This is a genomic window from Rhodococcus sp. UNC23MFCrub1.1, assembly GCF_000686025.1.
GTDB lineage: Bacteria > Actinomycetota > Actinomycetes > Mycobacteriales > Mycobacteriaceae > Rhodococcoides.
Genome location: NZ_JMLQ01000016.1, coordinates 19,113 through 43,602 on the forward strand (window position 1 = coordinate 19,113; position 24,490 = coordinate 43,602).

At 69.2% G+C, this 24,490-nt stretch carries 13 protein-coding genes; 6 read left to right on the top strand and 7 right to left on the bottom strand.

What is annotated here, in order from left to right:
* The 5 genes from BR07_RS0122185 to BR07_RS26450 all read left to right on the top strand — a co-directional run bounded on the left by BR07_RS0122185 (window position 1) and on the right by BR07_RS26450 (window position 11,117).
* Window positions 1-1,005, top strand: coding sequence for an LLM class F420-dependent oxidoreductase (locus BR07_RS0122185; RefSeq protein ID WP_027507278.1), 1,005 nt, complete (start codon window positions 1-3; stop codon window positions 1,003-1,005).
* Window positions 1,006-1,201: 196 nt separating this feature from the next.
* Window positions 1,202-3,097 carry a long-chain-fatty-acid--AMP ligase FadD32 gene (gene fadD32 / locus BR07_RS0122190; RefSeq protein ID WP_027507279.1) on the top strand — a complete coding sequence of 632 codons (1,896 nt, stop codon included), beginning with the start codon at window positions 1,202-1,204 and terminating at the stop codon, window positions 3,095-3,097.
* Between the two features lie 29 nt (window positions 3,098-3,126).
* Entirely contained in the window at window positions 3,127-8,295 is a 5,169-nt protein-coding gene (gene pks13, locus BR07_RS0122195) for a polyketide synthase Pks13 (RefSeq protein ID WP_037187477.1), read from the top strand.
* On the top strand, window positions 8,292-9,833 hold the full coding sequence (locus BR07_RS0122200) for an acyl-CoA carboxylase subunit beta (RefSeq protein ID WP_027507281.1): 1,542 nt from the start codon (window positions 8,292-8,294) through the stop codon (window positions 9,831-9,833). Before pks13 ends, BR07_RS0122200 begins: the two co-directional genes overlap by 4 nt.
* 24 nt (window positions 9,834-9,857) lie before the next feature.
* On the top strand, window positions 9,858-11,117 hold the full coding sequence (locus BR07_RS26450) for a lipase family protein (protein ID WP_051613705.1): 1,260 nt from the start codon (window positions 9,858-9,860) through the stop codon (window positions 11,115-11,117).
* A 10-nt stretch (window positions 11,118-11,127) separates the two neighbouring features.
* Here the strand turns inward: BR07_RS26450 and BR07_RS0122210 are convergent, their stop codons facing one another.
* Genes BR07_RS0122210 through BR07_RS0122235 form a run of 6 tightly spaced genes read right to left on the bottom strand, consistent with a single transcriptional unit; the run spans window position 11,128 to window position 23,584 of the window.
* Complete coding sequence (locus BR07_RS0122210; RefSeq protein WP_027507282.1) at window positions 11,128-14,439, bottom strand: arabinosyltransferase domain-containing protein; 3,312 nt, start codon at window positions 14,437-14,439, stop codon at window positions 11,128-11,130.
* A gap of 50 nt (window positions 14,440-14,489) precedes the next feature.
* Complete coding sequence (locus tag BR07_RS26030; RefSeq protein WP_037187485.1) at window positions 14,490-17,759, bottom strand: arabinosyltransferase domain-containing protein; 3,270 nt, start codon at window positions 17,757-17,759, stop codon at window positions 14,490-14,492.
* A gap of 47 nt (window positions 17,760-17,806) precedes the next feature.
* Window positions 17,807-19,522, bottom strand: a complete 1,716-nt coding sequence (locus BR07_RS26035; protein ID WP_155957168.1) for a 6-pyruvoyl-tetrahydropterin synthase-related protein — start codon at window positions 19,520-19,522, stop codon at window positions 17,807-17,809.
* Window positions 19,519-21,408 (bottom strand): galactan 5-O-arabinofuranosyltransferase, encoded by a 1,890-nt coding sequence (locus BR07_RS0122225; protein ID WP_231476483.1) that lies wholly within the window; start codon window positions 21,406-21,408, stop codon window positions 19,519-19,521. Before BR07_RS0122225 ends, BR07_RS26035 begins: the two co-directional genes overlap by 4 nt.
* 8 nt (window positions 21,409-21,416) lie before the next feature.
* Entirely contained in the window at window positions 21,417-22,181 is a 765-nt protein-coding gene (locus BR07_RS0122230) for a decaprenylphospho-beta-D-erythro-pentofuranosid-2-ulose 2-reductase (protein WP_027507284.1), read from the bottom strand.
* The gene (locus BR07_RS0122235; protein WP_027507285.1) at window positions 22,178-23,584 is read right to left on the bottom strand and encodes an FAD-binding oxidoreductase; all 1,407 of its coding nucleotides are present in this window, start codon (window positions 23,582-23,584) and stop codon (window positions 22,178-22,180) included. The genes BR07_RS0122230 and BR07_RS0122235 overlap by 4 nt, the downstream gene beginning before the upstream one ends.
* Window positions 23,585-23,631: 47 nt before the next feature.
* On the opposite strand from BR07_RS0122235, the gene BR07_RS0122240 reads away from it, so the two are divergent.
* Window positions 23,632-24,093, top strand: coding sequence for a GtrA family protein (locus tag BR07_RS0122240; RefSeq protein ID WP_081821494.1), 462 nt, complete (start codon window positions 23,632-23,634; stop codon window positions 24,091-24,093).
* 52 nt (window positions 24,094-24,145) lie between these two features.
* Here the strand turns inward: BR07_RS0122240 and BR07_RS0122245 are convergent.
* Window positions 24,146-24,490, bottom strand: a 345-nt coding sequence (locus BR07_RS0122245) for a dTDP-4-dehydrorhamnose 3,5-epimerase family protein (protein ID WP_027507287.1), incomplete at its 5' end; no start/stop codon positions are given.

The window sequence follows — 24,490 nt, forward strand, 5'->3', positions numbered from 1 at the left end:
ATGAGTTCTGCCGACGCCGCGGCCACCACTGCGCCACTGCGCACGTTCCGCTTCGCGGCAGGCGGTGAGGGCAACCCGGACGAGGGCGGCGCACGGCGTTTCGTGAAGTTGGCGCAGAAGGCGGAGGAGCTGGGTTTCGACAGCTTCATGATTCCCGACCACCTGGGCAACCAGGTCGGCCCCATCGCCGCGCTCGGCGCGCTGGCCGTCGCCACCGACAAGATCCGCCTCGGGACCGCAGTCCTCGCGAACGGTTTCCGTCACCCGGCGGTGCTGGCGAAGGACGCGACGACCATCGACCAGATCTCCGGCGGACGGCTCGAGCTGGGAATCGGTGCGGGCTGGCTCAAGGAGGAGTACGACAAGGCGGGCATCGCCTACGAGAGCCCCGGTGTGCGCATCGAGAAGCTCGACGAGTCGCTCACCATTCTCGACACCCTGATGCGTGGGCAGGAGTGCCACTTCCAGGGCAAGCACTACCAGGTGAACGGGTTGCAGGGCAGCCCGCGGCCGCGCCAGGGCCCCCGGCCTCCCATCGCCGTGGGCGGCGGCGGCCCGAAGATGCTCGCGATGGCAGCCAAGCACGCCGACATCATCTCCCTGGTCCCCAGCACCACGCGCGAGGGCAAGCTCAAGCTGTCCGAGATCACCATGGAGAAGAGCATCGAGCGCGTCGAGCTCATCCGCGCCGCTGCGGGCGACCGGTTCGCCGACATCGAGCTGAACTGGACCATCACGACCATCCTGATCTCGGACGATCGGGAGCAGACGGCGGAGATGGTCATCGGTGCGCTCGACAACGGCTTCCCGCCCAACATGGAAGTCGACACACGTCTGACCGTCGAGCAGATCCTGGAGTCGCCGTACATCGCGATCGGGAGCTTCGAGGAGATCGCGGACCAGATCCGGAACGTGCGGGCCCGGACGACGATGTCGTACGTCGGTGTCTTCCCGACGCAGATGGACGCCTTCGCTCCGGTCATTCCGCTGCTGGCGGGAGAATGACGGTCGTCGCTCGGCGGGTCTGTACCATGCTTGTGGTTCTCGCTGTCACGATCGGTGAGCGGGACCGGTGAGACTTACCGGTGAGTAAGATGGCGACGCTCGAGAACGAGCGCGTGCATCCAGCAGACCGCGCCCACATCAGAACTGGGCGGTGTCGTGTAGCCGGCGGTGTCGCACTGCTTCGGAGGAGAGAATGATGAGTAACTCGTTCGACGATTTCGTCGACGACACCGGCAACATCGTGATCCGCGAGGATCTGACGCTGGTCCGCCACGTCGAGCAGAACGTCGCGGACAACGGCGACGACCTGGCCTACCGCTACGTGGACTACTCGCGGGAGCGTGACGGTGAGGTGCACGAGCTCACCTGGTCGCAGTTCGGTGCCCGTCTGCGCGCCGTGGCCGCGCGCCTGCAGCAGGTGACGTCGCCAGGTGACCGCGTGGCGATCCTCGCTCCTCAGGGTCTCGACTACGTCGTGGCGTTCTTCGGTGCCGTCTACGCGGGCACCATCGCGGTACCGCTCTTCGATCCGGACGAGCCCGGACACAGCGACCGCCTGCACGCCGTGCTCGACGACTGCTCGCCGTCGGCGATCCTCACCGCGACCAACTCGGCCGCCGGTGTACGCCAGTTCTTCCGCGCTCTTCCCGCAGCGCAGCGCCCCCGCATCATCGCGGTCGACGCCATCCCGGACAGCGTCGGCGCCACCTGGACCGAGCCGCCCACCGACATCGACGCGATCGCGTACCTGCAGTACACGTCCGGATCGACCCGCGTGCCGGCCGGTGTGGAGATCACGCACCGCGCCGTCGGCGTCAACGCCCTGCAGATGGTCGACGCGATCGAGCTGAACCACGACTCGCGCGGCGTCACGTGGCTGCCGCTGTTCCACGACATGGGCCTGCTCACCGTGATCCTGCCGGCGCTGGGCGGCAAGTACATCACCATCATGAGCCCGCGTGCCTTCGTGCAGCGGCCGTGGCGATGGATCAAGGAACTCGCCGCCGTGTCCGACGGTGCCGGCACATTCGCGGCCGCACCGAACTTCGCGTTCGAGCACGCGGCACAGCGCGGCCTGCCGAAGAACGGCGAGTCGCTGGACCTGTCCAACGTCATCGGCCTGATCAACGGCAGCGAGCCGGTCACCACCACGTCGATGAAGAAGTTCAACGACGCGTTCATGCCGTACGGACTGCCGAAGACGGCCATCAAGCCGTCGTACGGCATGGCGGAGGCGACACTGTTCGTCTCCTCCACCAAGCACTCGGACGAGGCCAAGGTCATCCACGTCGACCGCACGGAGCTCAACTCCGGACGTGTCGTCCAGGTCGCCGAGGGAACGCCCAACTCCATTCCGCAGGTGTCGTGCGGCTACGTCGCACGCAGCCAGTGGGCCGCCATCGTCGATGCCGACTCCGCGTCCGAGGTTCCCGACGGGCACGTCGGTGAGATCTGGCTGCACGGCGAGAACATCGGCAAGGGCTACTGGGGCCGGGAGAAGGAGACCTCGGAGACCTTCCACAACAAGCTGGTCTCGCGCCAGACGGAGAACAGCCACGCCGACGGTGCGGCCGAGGGCGCGAACTGGATGCGCACCGGCGATTTCGGTGTCTACGTGGACGGCGAGCTCTACATCACCGGTCGCGTGAAGGACCTGGTCATCGTCGACGGCCGCAATCACTACCCGCAGGACCTCGAGGCATCCGCCCAGGACGCGAGCACGGCTCTGCGCCCCGGTTTCGTGGCGGCCTTCGCCGTGCCCGCGAACCAGCTTCCCGACTTCGTCTTCGAGCACGGCGGCGCCGGACTCACCCGAGACCCGGGTGACTCGTCGGAGCAGCTGGTCATCGTGGCCGAGCGGGCGCCGGGCGCCGGCAAGGCGGATCCGCAGCCCATCGCGGACACCGTGCGTGCGGCGATCTCGACTCGCCACGGCGTGACGGCACGCGACATCCTCCTGGTTCCCGCCGGTTCGATCCCGCGTACGTCCAGCGGTAAGATCGCGCGTCGGGCCTGCAAGGCGGCGTACATCGAGGGCACGCTGCGTGGCGGCTACCAGCAGACGGCGTTCCCCGACAATCCCGAAGACTGATCACCCGACGCGGGTAGTTTGGCGAGCTGATGGCTGAAGAAGAGACAACGACGTCCGCACCGGAGCCGACAGGTGACGCCGGGGCCCCGCAGGCGGGCGACATGACCGTCGCGCAGCTGAGGGACTGGCTCCGCGCCTGGGTCGCCGAGGCCACCGGCAAGGACGTCTCGGAGATCTCCGACGACCGTCCGATGGAGGAGTTCGGTCTCGCGTCCCGCGACGCCGTCGCGCTGAGCGGCGACATCGAGGATCTGGTCGGCGTCACGCTGACGGCCACGGTCGCGTACCAGCACCCCACGATCGCCTCGCTCGCGACACGCATCATCGACGGGGAGCCCGAGTCGGAGAGCGGCACCACCGACGACGCGTTCTACCTGTCCGGCACCACCGACGACAGTCACGACATCGCCGTCGTGGGCGTGTCCACCCGCTTCCCGGGTGCCGGCCACACGCCGGACGAGATGTGGGACATGCTGTCCGGCGGACGCGACGGCATCACCGATCTGCCCGAGGGCCGGTGGTCCGAGTTCCTCGGCGACCGTGCCATCGCCGAGGCGGTGGAGAAGACGGTGACCCGCGGCGGGTACCTCGACGACGTCAAGACGTTCGACGCGGAGTTCTTCGCCATGTCGCCGCGCGAGGCGGCCAACGTCGACCCGCAGCAGCGCCTCGCGCTGGAGCTGACGTGGGAAGCGCTGGAGGACGCGCGGATTCCGGCCAACGAACTCAAGGGCACGCAGGTCGGCGTCTTCATCGGCACGTCGACCAACGACTACCAGATGATCGCCGTCAGCGATCCCGACCCGCACCCCTACGCACTGACCGGCACGTCGACCGCCGTCGTCGCGGGGCGCGTGTCCTACTTCTACGACTTCCGCGGGCCGTCCGTCGCGCTGGACACCGCGTGCTCGTCGTCCCTCGTCGCCGTGCACCAGGCGGTGCGCAGCCTCCGCACCGGCGAGTCGAGCCTGGCCCTGGCCGGCGGCGTGAACATGCTGCTCTCGCCCGCCGCGACGCTCGGATTCGGGCAGACCGGCGTGCTCGCACCCGACGGCCGCATCAAGGCGTTCTCGTCGGACGCCGACGGCATGATCCGCTCGGAGGGCGGCGGCCTGGTGGTGCTCAAGCGTCTCGAGGACGCCGAGCGCGACGGGGACACCGTGCTCGCGGTCATCGCGGGCAGCGCGGTCAACCAGGACGGTCGCTCGAACGGGCTGGCCGCGCCCAACCCGGACGCCCAGGCCGACGTCCTGCGGACCGCCTACCGCGACGCCCGCATCGTGCCCACCACCGTCGACTACATCGAGGCGCACGGCACCGGCACCATCCTCGGCGACCCCATCGAGGCCGATGCACTGGGTCGCGTCGTCGGCCGCGGACGCGACGCGGACAAGCCCGCGCTGCTCGGTTCCGCGAAGACGAACTTCGGCCACCTCGAGAGTGCCGCGGGCGCCGCGGGGCTCATCAAGGTGATCCTCGCGATGCGCGAGAACCAGGTGCCGCCGTCCCTGAACTACGCCGGACCCAACCCCTACATTCCGTTCGACGCGGCCAGGCTCCGCGTCGTCGACACCGCGACGGACTGGCCCCGGTACTCCGGCACCGCCATCGCCGGTGTCTCCGGCTTCGGTTTCGGCGGCACCAACGCGCACGTCGTGGTCCGCGAGTACGTTCCCGCCGCGTCGGCGCCGAGCGTTGCCGGCGCACCCGAGTTCGATTCGCCGGAGTTCGATTCGACAGCGGTCGATCCGGAAGCGCTGATCGGGGAGCCCGTGGGCGTTCCCGAGGAGACGCCGGCGGACATCGAGCGGGTACTCGCGGGCGTGTCGGCGTCTCCGGCCGAGTCCGAGGAGGCGCCGGAGCCGGGACCCGTTCTCCTCGCCGTGTCGGCGAGCATGCCGTCGCGCCGTCGTCGTGCGGCATCGGATCTGGCCGACTGGATCGAGTCCGAGGTCGGCAGCACCACGGACCTCGAGGCTCTCGGTCGGTCCCTCGCCCGTCGTAATCACGGGCGCTCCCGCGCCGTCGTGCTCGCCACGACGCGTGCCGAGGCCGTCGCCGGACTGCGCGCCGTCGCCGACAACAAGCCGGGCCCCGGCGTGTTCTCCGCCGACGCGCCCGCGTCCAACGGCCCGGTGTGGGTGTTCTCCGGCTTCGGTGCGCAGCACCGCACGATGGCGAAGGACTTCTACGCGTCCGAGCCGCTGTTCGCCGCGGCGCTCGATCGCGTCGACGCCCTCATCGAGGACGAGTCCGGGTACTCGATCCGGGCGATCGTCTCGGACGACTCGCTCACGTACGACTTCGAGAACTCGCAGGTCGGGATCTTCGCGATCCAGGTGGCGCTCGTCGAGACGCTGCGTGCGTACGGCGCCGCGCCGACCGCGGTGGTGGGCCACTCGATGGGTGAGGTCGCCGCCGCGTACGCCGCCGGTGGTCTGAACCTCGAGGACGCGGTGCGCATCATCGTGGCGCGTTCGCGACTGCTCGGCGAGGGCCAGGAAGGTCTCGGCGACGCCGAGGCCGGCGCGATGGCGCTGGTGGAGTTCTCCGCGCAGGAGGTCGCCGACCTCACCGACCGCTTCCCCGGGGTGGAGCCCAGTGTGTACGCAGCGCCGACGCACACGACCGTGGGCGGACCGGCCGAGCCGGTGCGACAGCTGGTCGAGTACGCCGAGTCGCTCGGCAAGATGGGCCGCATCCTCGACGTGAAGGGCGCCGGACACACCTCGGCCGTCGATCCGTTGCTGGGCGAGCTCGCGGCCGAACTGATGGGCATCGAGCCCACCCCACTCGCCGTGTCGGTGTTCTCGTCGGTGGACAGGGAAGCGTTCTACCGCGCGGGTCACGAGCCGATCCACGGTGTCGAGTACTGGACCAAGGGCATGCGCCATCCCGTCTGGTTCACCCAAGCGGTCAAGCTGGCCGTGGATGCCGGCTACACCACCTTCGTGGAGTTGTCGCCCAATCCGGTGGCGCTGATGTCCGTCGCCGCCACGGCCTGGGCGACGGGTGTCCCGGACGCGACGCTGATCGCGACGCTCAAGCGCAAGGAGAGCGAGCCCGCGACGTTCCTCGCCGCACTCGCCGACCTCTACGTGCACGGCCATGCCGTGACGCTGTCGAGTCTGTTCGGGCCCGGCGAGTACGCGGAACCGCCACGCACCGCCTTCGTGCGCAAACACCACTGGATCGACGCCGCGGTGCATCTGGGCAGCGGCAGCGCCGGGGGCGCGCGAGTCGCGTTGCCCGACGGCCGCGTCGTCTGGGAGACACCGGTGGCCGGTGTGTCCGCCATCGGAGATCTGGTGTCGACACTCGCCGGCGAGGTGCTGGGCGACGTGACGGTCGGCGCCGTGGTCACGCAGCGCCCCGTGCCCACCACCGGTTCGCTCACCACCACGCTCACCCCGCATCCGGGCGGTGCGTCCCTCCAGGTGCACTGGAACGACGGCACCCTCTTCGTGCCGGTCGCCGACGCCGTGGTCACCGCGGCGGGCGGTGTCGGATCGCTGGCTCCCGCAGGCGATTCCGCCGCGGCGGCTCCGTTCGTGGAGGAGGAACCCGAGGTCGTCGACGACTTCGGCGATCGCTGGATCCCGAACGGGACACAGACGATGGAGGATCGTCTCGCGATCATCGTCGCCGAGTCGATGGGGTACGCGCCGGAGGATCTGCCGGCCGAGATCCCGTTGATCGAACTGGGTCTCGACTCACTGATGGCCGTGCGCATCAAGAACCGCGTGGAGTTCGAGTTCGACATCCCCCAGGTGCAGTTGCAGGCCGTGCGCGACGCCAGCCTGCGTGAGGTGGAGAAGTACCTCCGCTACGCGCTGGACAATCGCGAGGAGGTCGCGGCGCTCGCCGAGCAGCAGGAGCGCGAGCGCACGGCCGAGCAGGCCGCCGATCAGACGCCCGAGCAGGAACCCCCTGTCGCACAGCCGGATCCGGTGATCGCCGAGCCCGAGACCGCGGTCGACGAGACCGTACCGGGATCCGACAGCGGCCAGGCGGGCCCGACCGCGGCGACGGCGTTCGAGGCGCCCGTGTCCGACGCGGTGACCGACGTGGGCGACGCACAGTCGTTCGCGGAGGCGACCGGGACGGACGTCGCACCGCGTGACGCCGCGGAGCGCCTCACCTTCGCGACGTGGGCCGTCGTGACGGGGCAGTCCGCCAGGGGCATCTTCAATCCCCTTCCCGTGCTGGACGATCCGACGGCCGAGAAGCTCGCGGAGCGTCTGAGTGAGCGGTCGAAGGGCGAGATCACGTTCGACGACATCCTCGACTCGGAGACGATCGAGCAGCTCGCCGACGTGGTGCGGCCGTTCCTCGAGTCGGGCGACGTCACCGGACTGGTGCGCACGCTGCGCGCTCGCCCGGAGGGCTCCACCGCGGTGCCGGTGTTCGTCTTCCATCCCGCGGGCAGTTCGTGCGTCGTGTACGAGCCGCTGCTCAAGCGACTCCCGGCGGACACGCCGATGTACGGCTTCGAGCGCACGGAGGGACCGATCGAGGATCGCGCCCGCGAGTATCTGCCCCTGCTCCGGGAGATCCAGGGCGACGGGCCGTACGTGCTGATGGGCTGGTCCCTCGGCGGTGTGCTCTCGTACGCCGTCGCGACGATGCTCCGCGAGGAGGGCGCCGACGTGCGCTACGTCGGGCTCATCGACACCGTCATGCCGTACGAGCCGATCCCGGACACCCCGGAGGAGATCGAGCTCCGCTGGAAGCGCTACGCGCAGGTGGGCAAGAAGCTCTACAACGTCGACTACCCGCTGCCGTACGAGAAGCTGGCACAGGCCGACGACGACGGCCAGATCAAGATCATCATGGACATGGTCAAGATGAGCAGCGCCAAGATCCCCAGCGGCATCATCGAGCACCAGCGCACGTCCTGGTTGGACAACCGCGCGATCCAGACCGCCCGGCCCCAGCACTACGACGGGGACGTCACGCTCTACATGGCGGACAAGTACCACGACGACGCCATCGCGCTCGAGCCTCGGCTCGGCAAGCGGGAGCCGCACGGCGGCTGGGCGCCGTTCGCACCGAATCTGGACATCGTGCACATCGGCGGTGACCACCTCGCGGTGATCGACGAGCCGTACATCCGCGCGATCGCCGCGGATCTGACGGGCAAGATGCGAGACATTTCGGCGTCGATCACGCCGGAGGGAAGCGAGTCGCACACGTGAGCACCACTGCCGCCAAGCTGGCCGAACTGCGCGAGAAGTTGGAGGTGGCGCGGGAACCCGCAGGGGACGTCGCCATCGCCAAGCGCGCGAAGAAGGGCATTCCGAGTGCGCGCGAGCGCATCGACATGCTGCTCGATCCGGGTTCCTTCGTCGAGATCGGCGCCCTCGTCCGCGCGCCCGGCAACCAGGACTCGCTGTACGGCGACGGCGTGGTCACCGGCCACGGCACGGTCGACGGCCGACCGATCGCCGTGTTCTCGCACGACCAGACCGTGTTCGGCGGCACCGTCGGCGAGATGTTCGGCCGCAAGGTCGCGCTCATCATGGAGTTCGCGGCGGACGTCGGTTGCCCGTGCGTCGGTATCAACGACTCGGGCGGCGCGCGTGTGCAGGACGCCGTCACGTCGCTGGCCTGGTACGCGGAGCTCGGTCGTCGGCAGGAACCGTTGTCCGGCATGTGCCCGCAGATCTCGGTGATCCTGGGCAAGTGCGCCGGCGGCGCCGTGTACGCGCCGATCAACACCGACATCATCGTGGCCACCGAAGAGGCCTACATGTTCGTCACCGGCCCGGACGTCATCAAGTCCGTCACCGGCGAGGACGTCAGCCTCCACGATCTCGGGAGTGCCCGGAAGCAGGCCGAGTACGGCAACGTGCACCACGTGGCTCAGGACGAGAAGGCAGCGTTCGAGTGGGTGCGCAAGTACCTGTCGTACCTGCCGTCGAACTGCCACGAGCAGCCGCCGGTCATCAACCCCGGTCTCGAGCCGACCATCACGGACGACGATCGTTCGTTGGACACCTTCATGCCGGACTCGGACAACGCCGGGTACGACATGCACGAGATTCTGCTGCGGATCTTCGACGACGGTGACTTCCACGAACTCACCGCACAGACCGCGTCCAACATCATCGTCGGGTTCGCCCGCGTCGACGGTCGTCCGGTGGGAGTGGTGGCCAACCAGCCGATGCACCTCAGCGGCGCGTTGGACGCGGCGAGCAGCGACAAGGCGTCTCATTTCATCAACATCTGCAACGCCTTCGAGATCCCGCTCGTGTTGGTCACGGACACACCGGGATTCCTGCCGGGGCTCGAGCAGGAGAAGATCGGCGTCATCAAGCGCGGTGGCCGGTTCATCTTCTCGTACGTGTGCGCATCGGTCCCCAAGGTCACCATCGTGATCCGCAAGTCGTACGGCGGCGGATACGCGGTGATGGGGTCGAAGCAGCTCGGCGCCGACATCAACTTCGCCTGGCCCACAGCACGTATCGCGGTGATGGGCGCGGAGGGTGCGGTGTCGATCATGGCGCGCAAGCAGCTGGCCGAGGCGGGCGACAACGCTCCGGCGATCCGTCAGGGATTCATCGACTTCTACAACGAGCACGTGGCGACGCCGTGGGTGGCCGCCGAGCGCGGTTACATCGACGCCGTGATCGAGCCGTCCACCACGCGTCTCGAGATCCGCAAGGCCCTGCATATCCTGCGCGACAAGGCGAAGGAACCGCGACCGAGAAAGCAGCATCTGTTCCCGATCTAGTTCCGCCGGGGCTATCGTGCTGCCATGAGACGGACCGTGGTCGTCCTGGCCTGCGTCGGAGCGGTCGTGGTGCTGGTGGTGGCCGCGGTGGTGGCGGTGGTGATCACGCGGTCGTCCACGACGTCTCGCGACGATGCGCGGTTCCAGGAGTCGATCGCGTCGTTCTACGAGTCACCGGACACGCCTGCCGCGCCGGGTGAGCTGATCCGCATCGAGCCGATCGACGATCTGGACGTGCCCGGCGGCACGGCCTACCGGATGCTCTACGGCACCCAGCGTCCCGACGGGTCGCCCGCCGTCTCGTCCGGAATGCTCATCGTGCCGACGGCACCGGCGCCGCCGGGTGGTCGTCCGGTTCTGGCGTGGTCTCACGGCACGCTCGGCTTCGGAGACGAGTGCACCCCGTCGCGGCGGTACCACCCGACGATGGACACCCTGGACTTCACGAATTGGTTGCCGTCCGTGATGGAGCGCGGGTGGGTCGTCGCGGCGACCGACTACACGGGCCTCGGCACCGCCGGTGACACCTACTATCTGATCGCCCGCAGCGAGGCGCAGGACGTTCTGAACTCGGTGCGTGCGGCGCGCGATCACGCTCCGGCGCAAGCGAGTTCGGTGTACGCCACGTTCGGGCACTCGCAAGGCGGTCACGCGGCGATCGGCACGGCGATGTTCGCCGGCTACGCGCCCGAGCTCCGGTCGGTGGGCGCGGCGGCGGCAGCGCCCGCGGCGCTGCTGGGTCCGCTGTTCTCCGAACAGTGGAACGCGTTCGTGGCGTGGGGGATCGGACCCAGCGTCGCGGTCTCGTGGCCGGTCGTGTATCCCGACCTGCCGCTCGAGGGGGTGCTCGGCGACGCGGCGATGTCGCGCTACCGGTCGCTGGCCGACGGGTGCATCACGGACGAACTGCCCGAACTGTTGCTCGAGCGCGCCGAGGGGGAGCAGTTCTTCGACTCCGACCCCATGCAGAACCCGGACTGGGCTGCGGCGGCAGCGGATCAGACCATCGACCTCTCGCGCGTCGACATACCCCTCTTCGTCGTCCAGAGCCTCGCCGACACGGTCGTCCTCCCGAACACGACGGCGCTGCTGGCCCGGACGGCCTGCTCCGCACCGTCTCCCGAGTCCGACGTCGCCTGGATCGGCCAGGTGGCACACCAGGACACGGCGAAGGTCGGCGGCCTGGTGGCGGTCGACTGGTTGCAGGACCGCTTCGACGGCGTCCCCGCGCCGAACTCGTGCTCACACCCGTCGCCGATCGCGCCGGCGGAGCCCACGGGGTGACGAACGCCGTCTAGTAGACCCGCAGCGTCCCCGGCGACCACAGCCCGCTCCGGGTCTGCTCGGTGACCTCGACGGTCGCTGCGGACGCGCTCGGATCGAACCTGTCGTAGCGCTCGAGCGAACCCCAGTCGCGTCCCCAGTCGTGGTTCAGGTACGTCGGCACGGTGGTGGGTGTCGCCAGCATCTCGGTGAAGCCCAGCGGGCCACCGTTCTCCGCGGCCTGCCACGTGTCGGTGGACGAGACCGCCAACCCGCGATCGGGCAGGATGCGGAAGTTCGGCACCTCGGCGACGCCGTCGAGATGGTCGAACGGACGCTGGCACGGGAACTGCAGCCCCACGGCCCAGTCCAGCAGGACGGGCTGCGTCGTGCCGATCTCCTCCTGCAGCGGGACGACCACGGGCACGCGGGGCGGCGTGAAGGCCAGCCACTGGTCACCGGTGAGGTTGGGATCGTTGGCGACCACACGCACGGCATCCGCATCGGGGGAGAGCTCGTCGAGCGGGATGCGCAGGTTGCGCCACGACGGTGCCGGGCCGATGTCCTTGGGGAGGTAGTCGCCCTGGACCTGCACCGAGCCGTCCGGCTGCCGGATGCCGTACTCGACGCGGAGCGACTGACCGTACGTGTTCTCGCCGGTCTCCTGGTTCTCGGACCAGATGCGGCCGGCCGCACTGACCACCACCAGGGGCGCGTCGTCACTGCGCGCGGGGAGGCCGTACCAGCTCGACGTCGCGTAGGCCGGTGTCTGCACCCCGGTCTGGTACGAGCCGAGGACGGGTGTCGTGGCGGGGTCGAGCCCGAAGGGCAGGCGCGCGGTGGAGCCGTTGACGCCGGCGGCGCCGACACCACCCGCGGTACCGGAGGACTGACCCTCCTCGAAGGACGCGCCCACGGACTGCTGGTCGGTGTTGCCCTGTCCGGGCTTGACCTCCACGGCGTCGGCACTGAGGTCGGTGGGGATGCCGTTGGGTGTGAAGCCGACGGGCTCGGCGCCGCCCAGTGGGCCCGTGGCAGTGTCCACTGGTCCCGGAAGTGGCGACAGCACACCGGCATTCGGGTCGGACTCCACGAGGACGTCCCCGGCCAGTCCGCAGCTGTTGCCGGCCAACGCCTGCACGTTGGAGCGACCGAGCGAGTAGGCGGGGTACTGCGAGACGGCACCCTTGAGGAGCGAGAGGATCTCGAACAGAACGAGCAACCCGGCCACCACGGTGAGCGGCGCGGCCGCGAACTTGCGGATGCGCCGCCCGCGTTCGGTTCCGGGCTTCGGTTGCGGCGCAGCGAATCCCTCGCGGAGATAGTGCCATGCCGCGAGTCCGACGGCGGCGAAGAACAGGATCAGCAGCACGGTGTTGGACTGGATTCCCTTGACCGAGACCACCTTGTCGAACCACGGCACGCCGTAACTCGAGACGTACCAGTACCCGTTGATGCCCGAGAACGACAGTGCGAGAACGAAGGCGAGACCGACGACGAAGACGGTGCGGTTGCGCCGCGACCGCAGTGCACTGGCCGAGACCGCGACGGCGGTGAGCGCCGCGAGCGAACCGGCGATGCCGGCGTACACCCCGAAGTGGTGGGTCCACTTCGTCGGGTTGAACATCATGAAGAAGATGGTGCCGAAGACGACACCGATGAGACGCCACGCCGGACCGGACGGTACGCCCGGGATCCGCTTGCGCCGCAGCAGGACGAACACCGTGGTGAAGAGGCACAGCAGCATGGTCAGGAAGGCGAAGCGGCGGGCGACCGATCCGTCGACCGTCTGGACGAAGAGGTAGTAGTACCGCAGGAAGTCGTTGTACCAGGGCAGGTTCGGACCGATGAGCGTGCGGACACGCGTCGACTCCTGGACCGCCGCGAAGGTCTGGTCCCCGTAGACGACGATGAGGACCAGCACGCCGGCACTGGCGATGGGTGCCAGCAGCGGCAGCGTCCCGACCATGCGGTGCCGTTTGACCACGATGCGCACCAGCGGCCGGATGCCCGTCAGGATCGCGGCGACACACATGAGGCCGGTGGGTGCGGCGGCGAGGGTGAAGGCGCCGATCAGCGCTGCCATGGCGGCGGGGAGCAGCCGTCCGGTCGCGATGGCGCGCTCGACGGAGCACCACGTGAGCAGGGCGCCGAGGGCCACGACGGGCTCGGGACGCAGCCCGTTGTTGTACGGCAGCCAGAAGGCGAGGAAGACCAGTCCGCCGGTCCAGACGGCGACCGAGTTGACGCGCACCGCGCGCCCGAGGCGCGGGACCACCTCGCGGCTGATGACCAGCCAGCACAGGATGCCGGCGATCAGCGCGGGCAGGCGCATCCAGGGGCTCGCCGTGGAGATCTTGGCGAACGCGGCCAGCACGTCGTAGTACCAGCCGAAGGGCGCCTCGGGGACACCGAACCAGCGGAAGTAGTTGGCCATGTAGCCGGCGTTCTCGGAGACGCGGGCCATGGTGAGCAGGTACCCGTCGTCCGCGGTGTTGGCGCCGAAGAAGTGCCAGCCGGCGAGCGCGCCGACCACCACCGCGTCGATACCGGTGACCTTCCACCAGTGCGCGGGGAAGAAGCGGCGGTGGGTGCGGCCGTCGACACCGTCGAGCCTGGCCAGCGCACTCAGTGCGAGCGCCGTGCAGGCGATGGCGGCGGCCATGGCGAGCAGCTTGAGCACGGTGGGCGACGACGAGAAACGGGAGTCGACGGCGATCGACACGTCGAGGCCCGGGTACTGCGCGGCGCTGCCGGCGAGGTCGGAGTAGACGCCGACCACCTGGGGCCGCAGGTCGCCGCCGAGCTGACCCGCGCGGGGATTGCCCTGTGCGTCCACGAGCCCGTCGAACGACGCGGACGTGGCATCGATGGTGGACGTGAAGGTGATCGCCCCGCACGCGGCCGACTGCACCTCGGAGCGTGGGGCGGAGACGATCACGACGTTGCGGTCGAGGACGTCGACCGTGTTCTCGCCGACGCGGACGAACATCGCGTTCAGCGCGGCGCCCTCGCCCTGCGGCGGCGCGGTGGAGAGGAGGATGCCGCCCGCGGCCGGCACGTCCGCGACGGCGCTGCAGGGGATGGAGACCGACACCGAGACCGGCACCTGGGACATCAGGGGTGCATCGACACTGTCGACGGTGCCGTCCTGCGGCCACTGGACGACGGCGTCGTCCTGGGTGACCGGAAGGAACGGGGTCAGAATCGCGAAGAGAACACCGAGAACCCCCGCCACCATCGCCACGAGGCGGGTGGTGCGGTACTGCTGTCGGACGTCCACCGAGCGATCCGGGCCGGCAGGTGTCGGCGCGGTCGGCGAAGAGGTGAGGGCGTCGGGCACGGCTCCCGATGTTATGCGACCGTGATCCGGTTGCTGCACCCGCTGGTTACTTACTGGTACTTGATGTGTCCGGGCGACCAGATGCCCGAACGCGACGACGTGGTCACGTCGGGTTCGACGGCCACCGCGTCCGGGTCGAGGGGCAGATAGCGCTCGAGGGATCCCCAGTCGCGACGGAGGTCGTCCGCCAGGTAGGTCGGTACCGTCTCCGCGCGCAGGACCAGTGCGGTCCAGCCCAGGGGGCCGCCGCCGACGGAGTCCTGCCAGGCATTGGTCGACTCGGCCCCGTTGCGGTCGGGCAGGATGCGCCACTCCGGCAGTTCGGCGACTCCGTAGCGGTGGTCGAACGGCCGCTGGCACGGGAACGCGAGTCCGACGGACCAGTCCAGCAGCACCGGGTCGGTGGACCCGACGACGTCGTTGAGAACAGTGGTCCGCGGTGCGCGCGGCGGGGTGACGGCGAGCCACTGGTCGCCCGCCAGATCCTCGTCGGAGGCGACGAGTCGCACAGCGTTGGCGGTCGGCGGGACCTGGTCGAGGGGGACCCGCAGGTTGCGCCACGACGGTTGCGGGCCGATGTCGATGGGCGCGACGCGTCCGAGGATCTCCTCGGCACCGTCCGCCCCGACCGTGGCGTACTCCACCTCGAGGCTCTGCCCCGGGGTGACGATGCCGTCGGTGTCGACCGAGCGGATACGACCCGCGGCGGTGACGGACAGGAAGTCTCGCTGCGCGGCGTCGGGCAGCGCGTACCAGCCGGACGTGAGGCTCGCCGGTGCGGCGTCACCGGAGCCGAAGCTGCCGAGAACCGGCGTGGTCGCGGGGTCCAGCCCGAACGGCAGCGCGATCCGCGAGCCGTTGACGCCGGTGCCGGCGGTGGTGCCGCCCCCGGTGCCCGCGCTGTTCGCGGTGGCCTGCTGATCGGTGTCCGAGGGGTCGACCGAGTTGGCTCCGCCTGTCGCACCCGAGCTCTCGCGATCGGCGCTCAGATCGCCGGCGACGCCGTTCGGGGTGAAGCCGACGCTGGCGGTCCCGGCGAGCGGGTCGGCGCCCGGCTCGGGGTTCAGCGGCTGGAGCATCGAGGCGTTCGGATCGGTCTCCACCAGGACGTCGCGTGCCAGGCCACACGATTGACCGAGGATCGAGTTCACGTTGGACCGGGCCACCGAGTACGCGGGGTACTGCGACACCGCGCCCTTCAGCAGGGACAACACCTCGAACAGCACCACGAGGCCGGCCACGACGGTGAGCGAGGCCCCGCTGAAACGCCGGGTCCGCGCCGGCTCGGCGCCGACGTAGGGAGCGCGGAAGTGTTGCCATGCGGCGTACGCCAGCGTCAGCACGGTGAGCCCGAGCAGCAGCGTCGCGAAGCCCTTGCCGGCGATGGACGGGGGCTTGTCGAACCACGGCACGCCGTAGCTCGAGACGTACCACCACCCGTTGGACCCGGTGAACGCCAGCGCGGTGAGGAACAGGACGGCGCCCGTGAACAGAGTCCGGTTGCGCGGTGAACGCTCCGTCGCCGACATCACGGCGATGGCGGCGAGCGCGGCGAGAGACCCTGCGAGCCCGGCGTAGACGCCGAAGTGGTGCGTCCACTTGGTCGGCGTGAACATCATGAGGGCGAGGGCTCCGGCGACGATGCCGAGGATGCGGCGGGACGGACCGGTCGACGTTCCCGGGATCCGGCCGCCGCGGCGCAGCATCACGACGAGGCACGTCACGAGGCACAGCAGCATCGCGAAGACGGCGAAGCGGCGGGCGAGCGACCCGTCCGGAGCGATGTTCAGCAGAGCGTCCCAGCGGTACCGCTCGTCGAACCACTTCACGTTGGGTCCGACCGCGGATCGGACACGGGTGGCCTCGAGGACGGAGGCGACGGTCTGGTCGGCGAACACGGCGAACAGCACCACGGTGCCCGCCGCGAGGATCGGGGCCAGCAGCGCGGGCAGTCCGACGGCGTGGCGCCGACGGACGACGATCTGGATGACCGGGCGCGCGCCGGCCAGCAACGCGGCGATCGCGATGAGGCCGGTGGGTCCGGCAGCGAGGGAGAAGGCGGCGATCACCACGGCCACGGCCGCGGGCAGCAGGCGCCCGGTGGAGACCGCGCGCTCGATGGAGCACCAGGTGAGCAGAGCGCCGAGTGCGATGATCGGCTCGGGACGCAGGCCGTTGTCGTAGGGCAGCCAGAAGGCCAGGAAGACCAGACCGGCCGTCCACACGGCCACCGGTCGGGTGCGTACCGCGCGACCGAGGCGCGGGATGACCTCCCGAGAGATGACGAGCCAGCACAGGACGGCCGCGATCAGCGCGGGCAGGCGCATCCACGGGCTGGCGGTCGACACCTTGGCCAGTGCGGCCAGCATGTCGTAGTACGGCATGCCGAAGGGCGCCTCGGGCACGCCGAACCACCGGTAGTAGTTGGCCATGTATCCCGAGTGCTCGGAGACCCGCGCCATGTTGAGCAGATATCCGTCGTCCGAGGTGTTGGCGCCGATGACGTGCCACAGCAGCAGCGTCCCCACGACCACGGCATCCACGCCGGTGACCCGGAGCCAGTGCCGGGGGAAGAACCGCCGTGCGCGCCGGCCGTCGGCGTCGTCGAGCCGGTGCAGTGCGACCAGCGACGCGACGACCAGGAGCGATCCCAGCACGATCGCGAGCAGTTTCAGCGTCGACGGTGAGGAGGAGAACCGGGAGTCCACGTCGATGCGTACCGACATGTCGGCCGGTGCGGATCCGGTCAGGTCGCTGAACACCCCGACGGTCTGGGGGCGCACGTCGCCCGGGGCCGTGCCGGTGAGATCGCCGACCGCCGCGGTGGTGCTCTCCGGCGTCGAGGTGAGAGTGAGCGCATCGCAGCCGGCCACGGTGTCCGCGGGCACCGAGAGCAGCAGTTGGTCGCGCAGCACGACGGTGACGTCGCCGGCGTCGGTCCGTGTGACCACGAGGCCCACGCGCCGGGCGTCCGGTGACTGCGGCGCAACGGTGGACAGCACCAGGCTGCCCGGCGCGGCGTCGGCGAGAACGGAACACGGGACGGTGGCCGACAGCGAGAGCGGGTTGTACGAGACGAGGGGCGTCTCGACGCTGGTGAACGAGCCGTCCTGCGGCCAGGTGACGGACGCGGCGTCCTGCTCGACGGGCAGGAGCGGGGTGAGGATCGCCAGAAGTGTGCCGAGCAGACCCGTGACGATCGCGACGATGCGCGTGGTGGCGAACTGTCCCGACCGGCCTCCGGCCTTCCCGAAGGCGAATCGACTCGGTCTCGACGCCGGGGCCGGTGGTTCGGTCGTCGTCTCGGCGGTTGTCGGCACGCCACGATGCTAGGCGACGAGACCCGCCCCGCCAGAATCCGCGACCGTCAGCGGACGTCCCACACGTACGTGCCGTCGATCTCGGTGGCGGTGCGACCCAGCAGATCGTCGACGGTGTCGCGCAGTGCGTCCTGGTTCTCGGTCGGGGGCAGCATCACCACGTCGGCATCCCAGAACGCGAGGTCCTCTCGCGCCGTGCGTCGCTGATCGTCGTTCAGTGTCGGGACGATGCCGGTGCGTCCCGCGGTGCCGAGCAGCTTCGCGGTGGGTCGATCGATCGCGCCGTACTTCGCCTCCCCGTCCGGTTGTCCGCTCGGTCCGACGAAGTAGCCACCGGCGATGCGGTACTCGAGCCCGGTGTCCACCTGCCAGCGCAGCGCTGCGGCGGTGCCGGGATTCGGGACCGGCACGGTGACGATCGATCCCGGGTCGTCGGTGTCGACGTACTCGCGCCACGTCCCGTCCGCCAGGAACGACGGGGTCTCTCCCCGGTCGGCCGTCGGCAGCGGTGTCGGTGCGAGGGGGACGAGTGCGACGGCGAGAGCGCCCGTCCACACCACGGCGACGCGGCGCGAGGCGGGTGCGGTCAGGACGCGATCGGTGACCATCGCGATCAGCAGCGCCATGGCCGGCACCGCGGCCAGTACGAACCGGGTCTCGAGGACGGACTGCAGGAGCGGGATCCGGTCGAGGTACTCGCCGGGCAGGGCGATGCCGGTCTCCGTCCCGTCGACCACGAGGGCGACGCCCAGTGAGGCGACGCCGAGGATCAGGATCGACACGAAGGCGGCCACCGCGATCGGACGACGGCGCAGCACCACGGCGGAGACCACGACGAGAAGCAGCAGCGGGATGCCGAAGTACGCGTTCTGCTCGGTGGGGTTCAGGGCGACGTCGTCCATCGGAAACGCTGCACCCCAGAGCGACTGGGGCGGGAACCGGACGAGTGACACCAGATCGTTCCCGGGCAGATTGTGGTCGAGGTAGCTGTAGTGCTGTCGCCCGCGGAACTGCCACCACAGGGGTATCGCGACGAGCACCGCTGTCAGCAGTGCGGCACCCAGCACGGGCAGTGCCGCGTGCCGGACCATGGGGACGAACCGGCGCGGCCGGAACACCCAGTACAGCACCGTGAACAGGGCGACGGCGACCGCGAAGACGAGGAGCGGCTCCTCGCCGAGCATCACCTGCCACGCCACCAGGAGACCCAGGACGACGGCGTGACGGCGACGGCGAGTGTTCTCCGCGTCGGCCATTCGGACGAGCAGATACAGGATGAACGGCAGGACTCCCAGCACGACGAAGTTGGGGTGGGCGTTGGCGTGCGAGATCATGCCCGGCGCGAACCCGCAGAGGAGCCCGCCGAGACCCGCGGCCGCACGTGACCGGATCACGGTGCGGGAGAACAGGAAGTACCACCCGTAGGCGGTGGTCGCCAGCCCGAGCGTCAGGGCGAGGGTGAACGTGGCCGCCGGTCCGAAGGCCAGAGTGATCGGTGTCAGAGGTACCGACAGGCCGAGCATCGCGGTGTTGGCCATCATGTTCACGCCGTCGGGCGCGTTCTGCAGGTCGGAGAAGAACGGGTTGTCGAAATGGGTGACCGAGCGGGCGGTCACGGCGAAGAACCACTCCCACATGGTCTGGTCCTGGCCGCTGAAACGGAGGTACTGCGACTGCAGGTGCTGCCACTGGTTGTGCAGCACCAGCACGGACAGCAGCGTGTAGACGGTGGCAGCGAGGAGGTCCGCCCGGCGGGCGGTCACGTGCGCACGACGAGGACGAACGGACCGATCTCGCGGATCTCGAACCGAGGGTCGTCGAACAGCGACTCGGGGTAGGAGACGGTGTAGCGGCGCACGTTCGGATCGTTGGGGTACACGTCCTCCGCGAGACGCAACGTGTAACCGTCGGCGCCGCGACGGAAGAGGAACGCGTCGGGGGCGCGCCACGGCAGGGCATCGAGGGCGGCGATCAGTTCGTCGCTGCTGCGCAGATCGCTCCACGACTCGATGGCGTCGGCGCGGGCGGCGAACTCGGCGAGCGGGTTCGCGTAGTGCGACGTCAGCCCCTGGAACCCGAAATACGGGTGGTACGCGAGGAACGTCGTGTCCGAGGTGAGCAACACCGTGTCGGTCCGCGGACCGGGCCGCGCCTCCTGGAGTGCCGCGTCGACCTCGCCGTAGTACGACACGGCGCTCGGTGGTCTCTGATCGGCACGGACTCCGTCGCCGTCGGTGTCCGTGTACGCCACCGTGATCTCGTTCTGCAGGACGTGGGGGATGTCCTGGGCGAAGGCGACGGCACCGACGATCCCGACCGCGACGGAGACGGTTCGGACCCGGGGCGACTCACTCGCCACCAGGTACAGCGCCCGAGCGCCCTCCACGAAGCCGAACACGCCCGCGGTGCCGAGGATCAGCACCAGCACCGCCTCGAGTCGGAAGCCGAGCAGGGTGGTACCCGCGACGGTGGCGAGCATCGACAGCAGGCACCACCCGTAGACGGCGACGACGCCGAGACCCAGGGCTTGCGCACGGCGAGAATCACGGACGCGCACCACGATCCACAGAGTGCCGACGAGGCACAGGGCGCCCGTGAGGGTGAACTGCGCCATCGGGAAGGGCAGCTCGGACCCGGACTCCGGCAGGTAGTGCAGAGCGGTACCGCTCTCCGCCGTGCTGCCCGTCAGCGACGCGAGCAGGTACGGCGCCCAGACGGTGAGCGCGAGCAGCCCGGAGATGCCTGCGATGACGACGAGGCGAAGTGCCGGGTCGAGCAGCACTGCGAGGGAACGGTTCTCCCGATAGCGCAACACCGCCGCGACCACCGCCATGAGCACGACGGTGAAGGCCGCGATACCGAGATAGAGGGTGTAGACCGTCGCGGCGACACCGAGGAACAGGCCGGTGCCGACGACGGCTCCCCATCCTGCGCTGCGCGTCGACCCCGGGCGATGGAGTGCACCCCACGCCAGGATCAGCACGGGCGGGATCATGACTGCGATCGTGGCGCCGTAGGCCTCGGGTGAACCGTTGGCCAGCATCAGGGCCGTCACGCCGAGCGCGGCCAGTACTGCCAGGTCCGCCCGAACGAGACTGCGCCACAGCACGAGCGAGACCACGGCGGCGACGGCGAGGGACGCGATGGCGTAGGGCTTGTAGGCCTCCCACCCGGCAATACCGAGCGCGTCCGCGACCCGGCCACCGACCCAGAACCACCCCGCGGGGTAGTACGGCGGGAGGTCGGCGTAGGTCATGTCGGCCAGTGCCGGCGAGTCGGTGAGGCGAGTGAGGTACTCGGTGCGGAACTCCTGATCCACCGAGATGCCGAACAGGTACAGCTTCGTGGCGGCCAGCGGCATGCCGAGTGTGACGGTGACGAATCCGGAGAGGCCGATCCACGACAGCAGGGTCGCGACACGGGGGGAGCGGCGCAGCCGGAGCATCACCACCGACGCGGCCAGCACGGCGAGAGCAGCCACCTGCCCGACCGTCGCGACGGCGCGAGTCACGTTGGAGGAGTTGAATGCCGGCCACTGCACCAGGGAGAAAGCGTACAGACCGACCGCCGCCACCGCGGCCGCGACGACTGCCGCGGCGACGGCCTCTGCGCTGGTACTCAGAGCCGTCCGCATGACTCTGTTCGGCATGGCCCTGCTCAGATGGGGAGTTTGCGGAAGATCGGACGCGGGACGTGCCGCAGCGCCATCATGACGAAGCGGAAGGGCCCCGGAGCCCACACCAGATCCTTGCCCTTGCGGGACGCGGACACGGCCAGCTTGGCGATGTCCTCCTTGTCCACCGTCAGCGGTGCTTCCTTGACGTGCGCGCTGAACTTGGTGCGCACCATGCCCGGACGGATGACGGTGACGCGAGGTCCGAACTCGCGCAGGGCTTCCCCGAGGCCGAGGTAGAACCCGTCGAGTCCGGCCTTGGTGGAGCCGTAGACGAAGTTGGAGCGCCGCACGCGCTCGCCCGCGACGGAGGACATGACGATGATGCGGCCGAAGGCCTGCGCCTTCATCTTCTCGCCGAGGAGCACACCCACCGACACCGACGCGGTGTAGTTGATGTTGGCCGTGAGCACGGCCTTGTTCTGGTCCTGCCACAGCAGTTCCGGGTCGAAGTCCACCGCGAAGGCCACGATCGCGACGTCGACGTCGCCCTTCGACCAGGCCTCGTCGATGACCTTCGGGTGCGACGCTGTGTCGAGCGCGTCGAAGTCGATGACCTCCACGGACTTGGCGCCCTTGGCCGTCAGCTGAGCGACGGCCGCGTCACGCAGGGGATCGTTGGGCAGCGCCGCGAGAATCACGCGAGCCGACGACGTCGAGAGGTACTCCTCGGTGATCGCGAGGCCGATCTCGCTCGTGCCACCCAGTACGAGAATGGTCTGCGGGTCGCCCACAGCATCGATCGTCACAGCAGTTCCAACCTTCTGGCCATATCCGAGGCGAAGACGCCTGTGGGGTCGACGGATCGCCGAACGGCGATCCACTCGTCGATGCGCGGGTACATCGCGTGGAACGTGTCCGCGGACGTCCGGGAGTCCTTGGCTGTGTAGAGCCGTCCGCCGAACTCGAGCACCCGCCGGTCGAGGTCCGCGACGAACGCGCCGAGACCCTCCTTGATCGGGAAGTCGACGCAGACGTTCCAGCCCTCGATCGGGAAGCTCAGTGGCGCTTGGTTGCCCGGTCCGAAGAGCTTGAAGACGTTGAGGAACGAGTAGTGCCCCGAGCGCTGGATGTCGTGAATGATCTTCTTGAACTCGCCGACGGCCTGCGGCGGCACCACGAACTGGTACTGCAGGAATCCGGCCGGGCCGTAGGCCCTGTTCCACTCCCCGAACATGTCGAGCGGGTGATAGAACTGCGTCAAGTTCTGCACCTTGCTGCGGTAGGTACCCGACTTGCGGTACCAGAGCTCGCCGATGGGTCCGAACGTGTACTTGTTCGCGAGGCCGTTGGGGAACACGTCGGGGAAGGTCAGCAGCGGCTTCGCGCTGAAGCGCAGCGGATCCTTCTGCAGCTTCGCCGGCAGCTGGTCCAGGGTCGCGAGCGATCCGCGCGACAGCGCCGCACGTCCCAGCTTCGGCGGACCCGAGATGGCGTCGAACCAGGCGCTCGAGTAGTCGTACCGGCTCTCGCTGCCGTCGCTGTGGATCGCGATGGTCTCGTCGAGGCTCGCCGTCACGTCGCCGTCGGCGATGAAGTACGCGGTCTCGGTCGGCGTCATCTCGATGGTCGCCCGCAGGATGATGCCGGTCAGGCCGTTTCCGCCCACCGTGGCCCAGAACAGCGGCGCGTCGTCGCCGTCGGGCGTGATGTGGCGGACGGTGCCGTCCGCGAGCAGCAGCTCCATCGAGCGCACGTGATTGCCGAAGCTGCCGGCGCTGTGATGGTTCTTGCCGTGGATGTCACACCCGATGGCGCCGCCGATGGTCACCTGACGAGTGCCGGGGAGCACGGGAACCCACAACCCGAACGGCAGTGCCGCACGCATCAGCTGGTCCAGACTCACTCCACCGTCCACATCGACGATGTGCGTCTCCGCGTCCATCGAGTGGATGCGGTTCAGTGCGCTCATGTCGACGACGAGCCCGCCGCCGTTCTGCGCGTTGTCACCGTACGAGCGGCCGAGTCCGCGGGCTATGACGCCGCGCCGCAGATGGGACGGCTTGCTCTCGTTCTGCTCCGCGACCCGGAGGACGGCGGCGGCCACGATCTCGGGATCGGACGTGGTCAGCACCTGCGCCGTGGTGGGCGCGGTACGTGCCCACCCGGTGAGGGTGCGCGCACTGGTGGGTGGCATTTCGGTGATGGACATCGTTCGTCAGGTTACAGGCAGTGGCAGGCCCAGTACGCTGACGCTCTGTGTCATCAGACGATCACCAGCGCGTTCCTCTCCCCGTCGAGATCCCCGTCACGGAGAACACTGCCGACGACGCACTCGACCTGAAGACGCAGATCCTGCGATTCCTGGCGACGGGCGTGTTGTCGGCCATCGTCGATTTCAGCATCACGATCGCGCTCCAGTACGGACTCGACGTCCAGCTCTCCCTGGCCAAGGCCGCCGGTTTCGTCGTCGGCACCACCGTCGCGTACCTGATCAACCGGCGCTGGACGTTCGCGGCACCGCCGTCGCGGGCGCGGTTCGTGGCCGTCGTCGTCCTGTACGCGGCGACGTTCGGTGTCCAGAACGTGCTGTACACGCTGTTCGGGCACCTGTGGCCCGAGACGATCCTCTACAGCGCCGCGGCGTTCGTCGTCGCGCAGGGCACCGCGACGGTGATCAACTTCGTGGTCCAGCGAGCGGTGATCTTCAAGTTGCGCTGACGCGCCCGTGCGCCTTCTGCGCATCCAGCGATACGTACAAGGCGCACGGGGGCTAGGCCCAGTCCTTGAAGGCGGGTGCCGCGGCGTCCTTGTCGGAGAGTTGGTAGGTCAGGGGTGTGCCGTCGCGGCCGCGGGTGGGCCAGTCGATGGCGAGGTCGGGGTCGAGCGGGTGGATGTCGCGGTCCGCTCCGGGGGTGTACTCGAGGCTGCACAGGTACATCACCGTGGAGTGGTCCTCGAGGGAGAGGATCGCGTGCCCGAGCCCGACGGGCAGGTACACCGCGCGGCGGTCGACGTCGTCGATGAGCACCGAGTCCCAGGTGCCGTACGTCGGTGAGTCCTTGCGGAGGTCGACCACGACGTCGAGGAACGCGCCGCGGGTGCAGGTGACGTACTT

Coding starts and splice junctions, on each gene's coding strand:
- BR07_RS0122225 (WP_231476483.1), bottom strand. CDS start 21,408: ATGCCGAACAGAGTCATGCGGACGGCTCTGAGTACCAGCGCAGAGGCC.
- BR07_RS26450 (WP_051613705.1), top strand. CDS start 9,858: ATGAGACGGACCGTGGTCGTCCTGGCCTGCGTCGGAGCGGTCGTGGTG.
- BR07_RS0122235 (WP_027507285.1), bottom strand. CDS start 23,584: ATGTCCATCACCGAAATGCCACCCACCAGTGCGCGCACCCTCACCGGG.
- fadD32 (WP_027507279.1), top strand. CDS start 1,202: ATGAGTAACTCGTTCGACGATTTCGTCGACGACACCGGCAACATCGTG.
- BR07_RS0122185 (WP_027507278.1), top strand. CDS start 1: ATGAGTTCTGCCGACGCCGCGGCCACCACTGCGCCACTGCGCACGTTC.
- pks13 (WP_037187477.1), top strand. CDS start 3,127: ATGGCTGAAGAAGAGACAACGACGTCCGCACCGGAGCCGACAGGTGAC.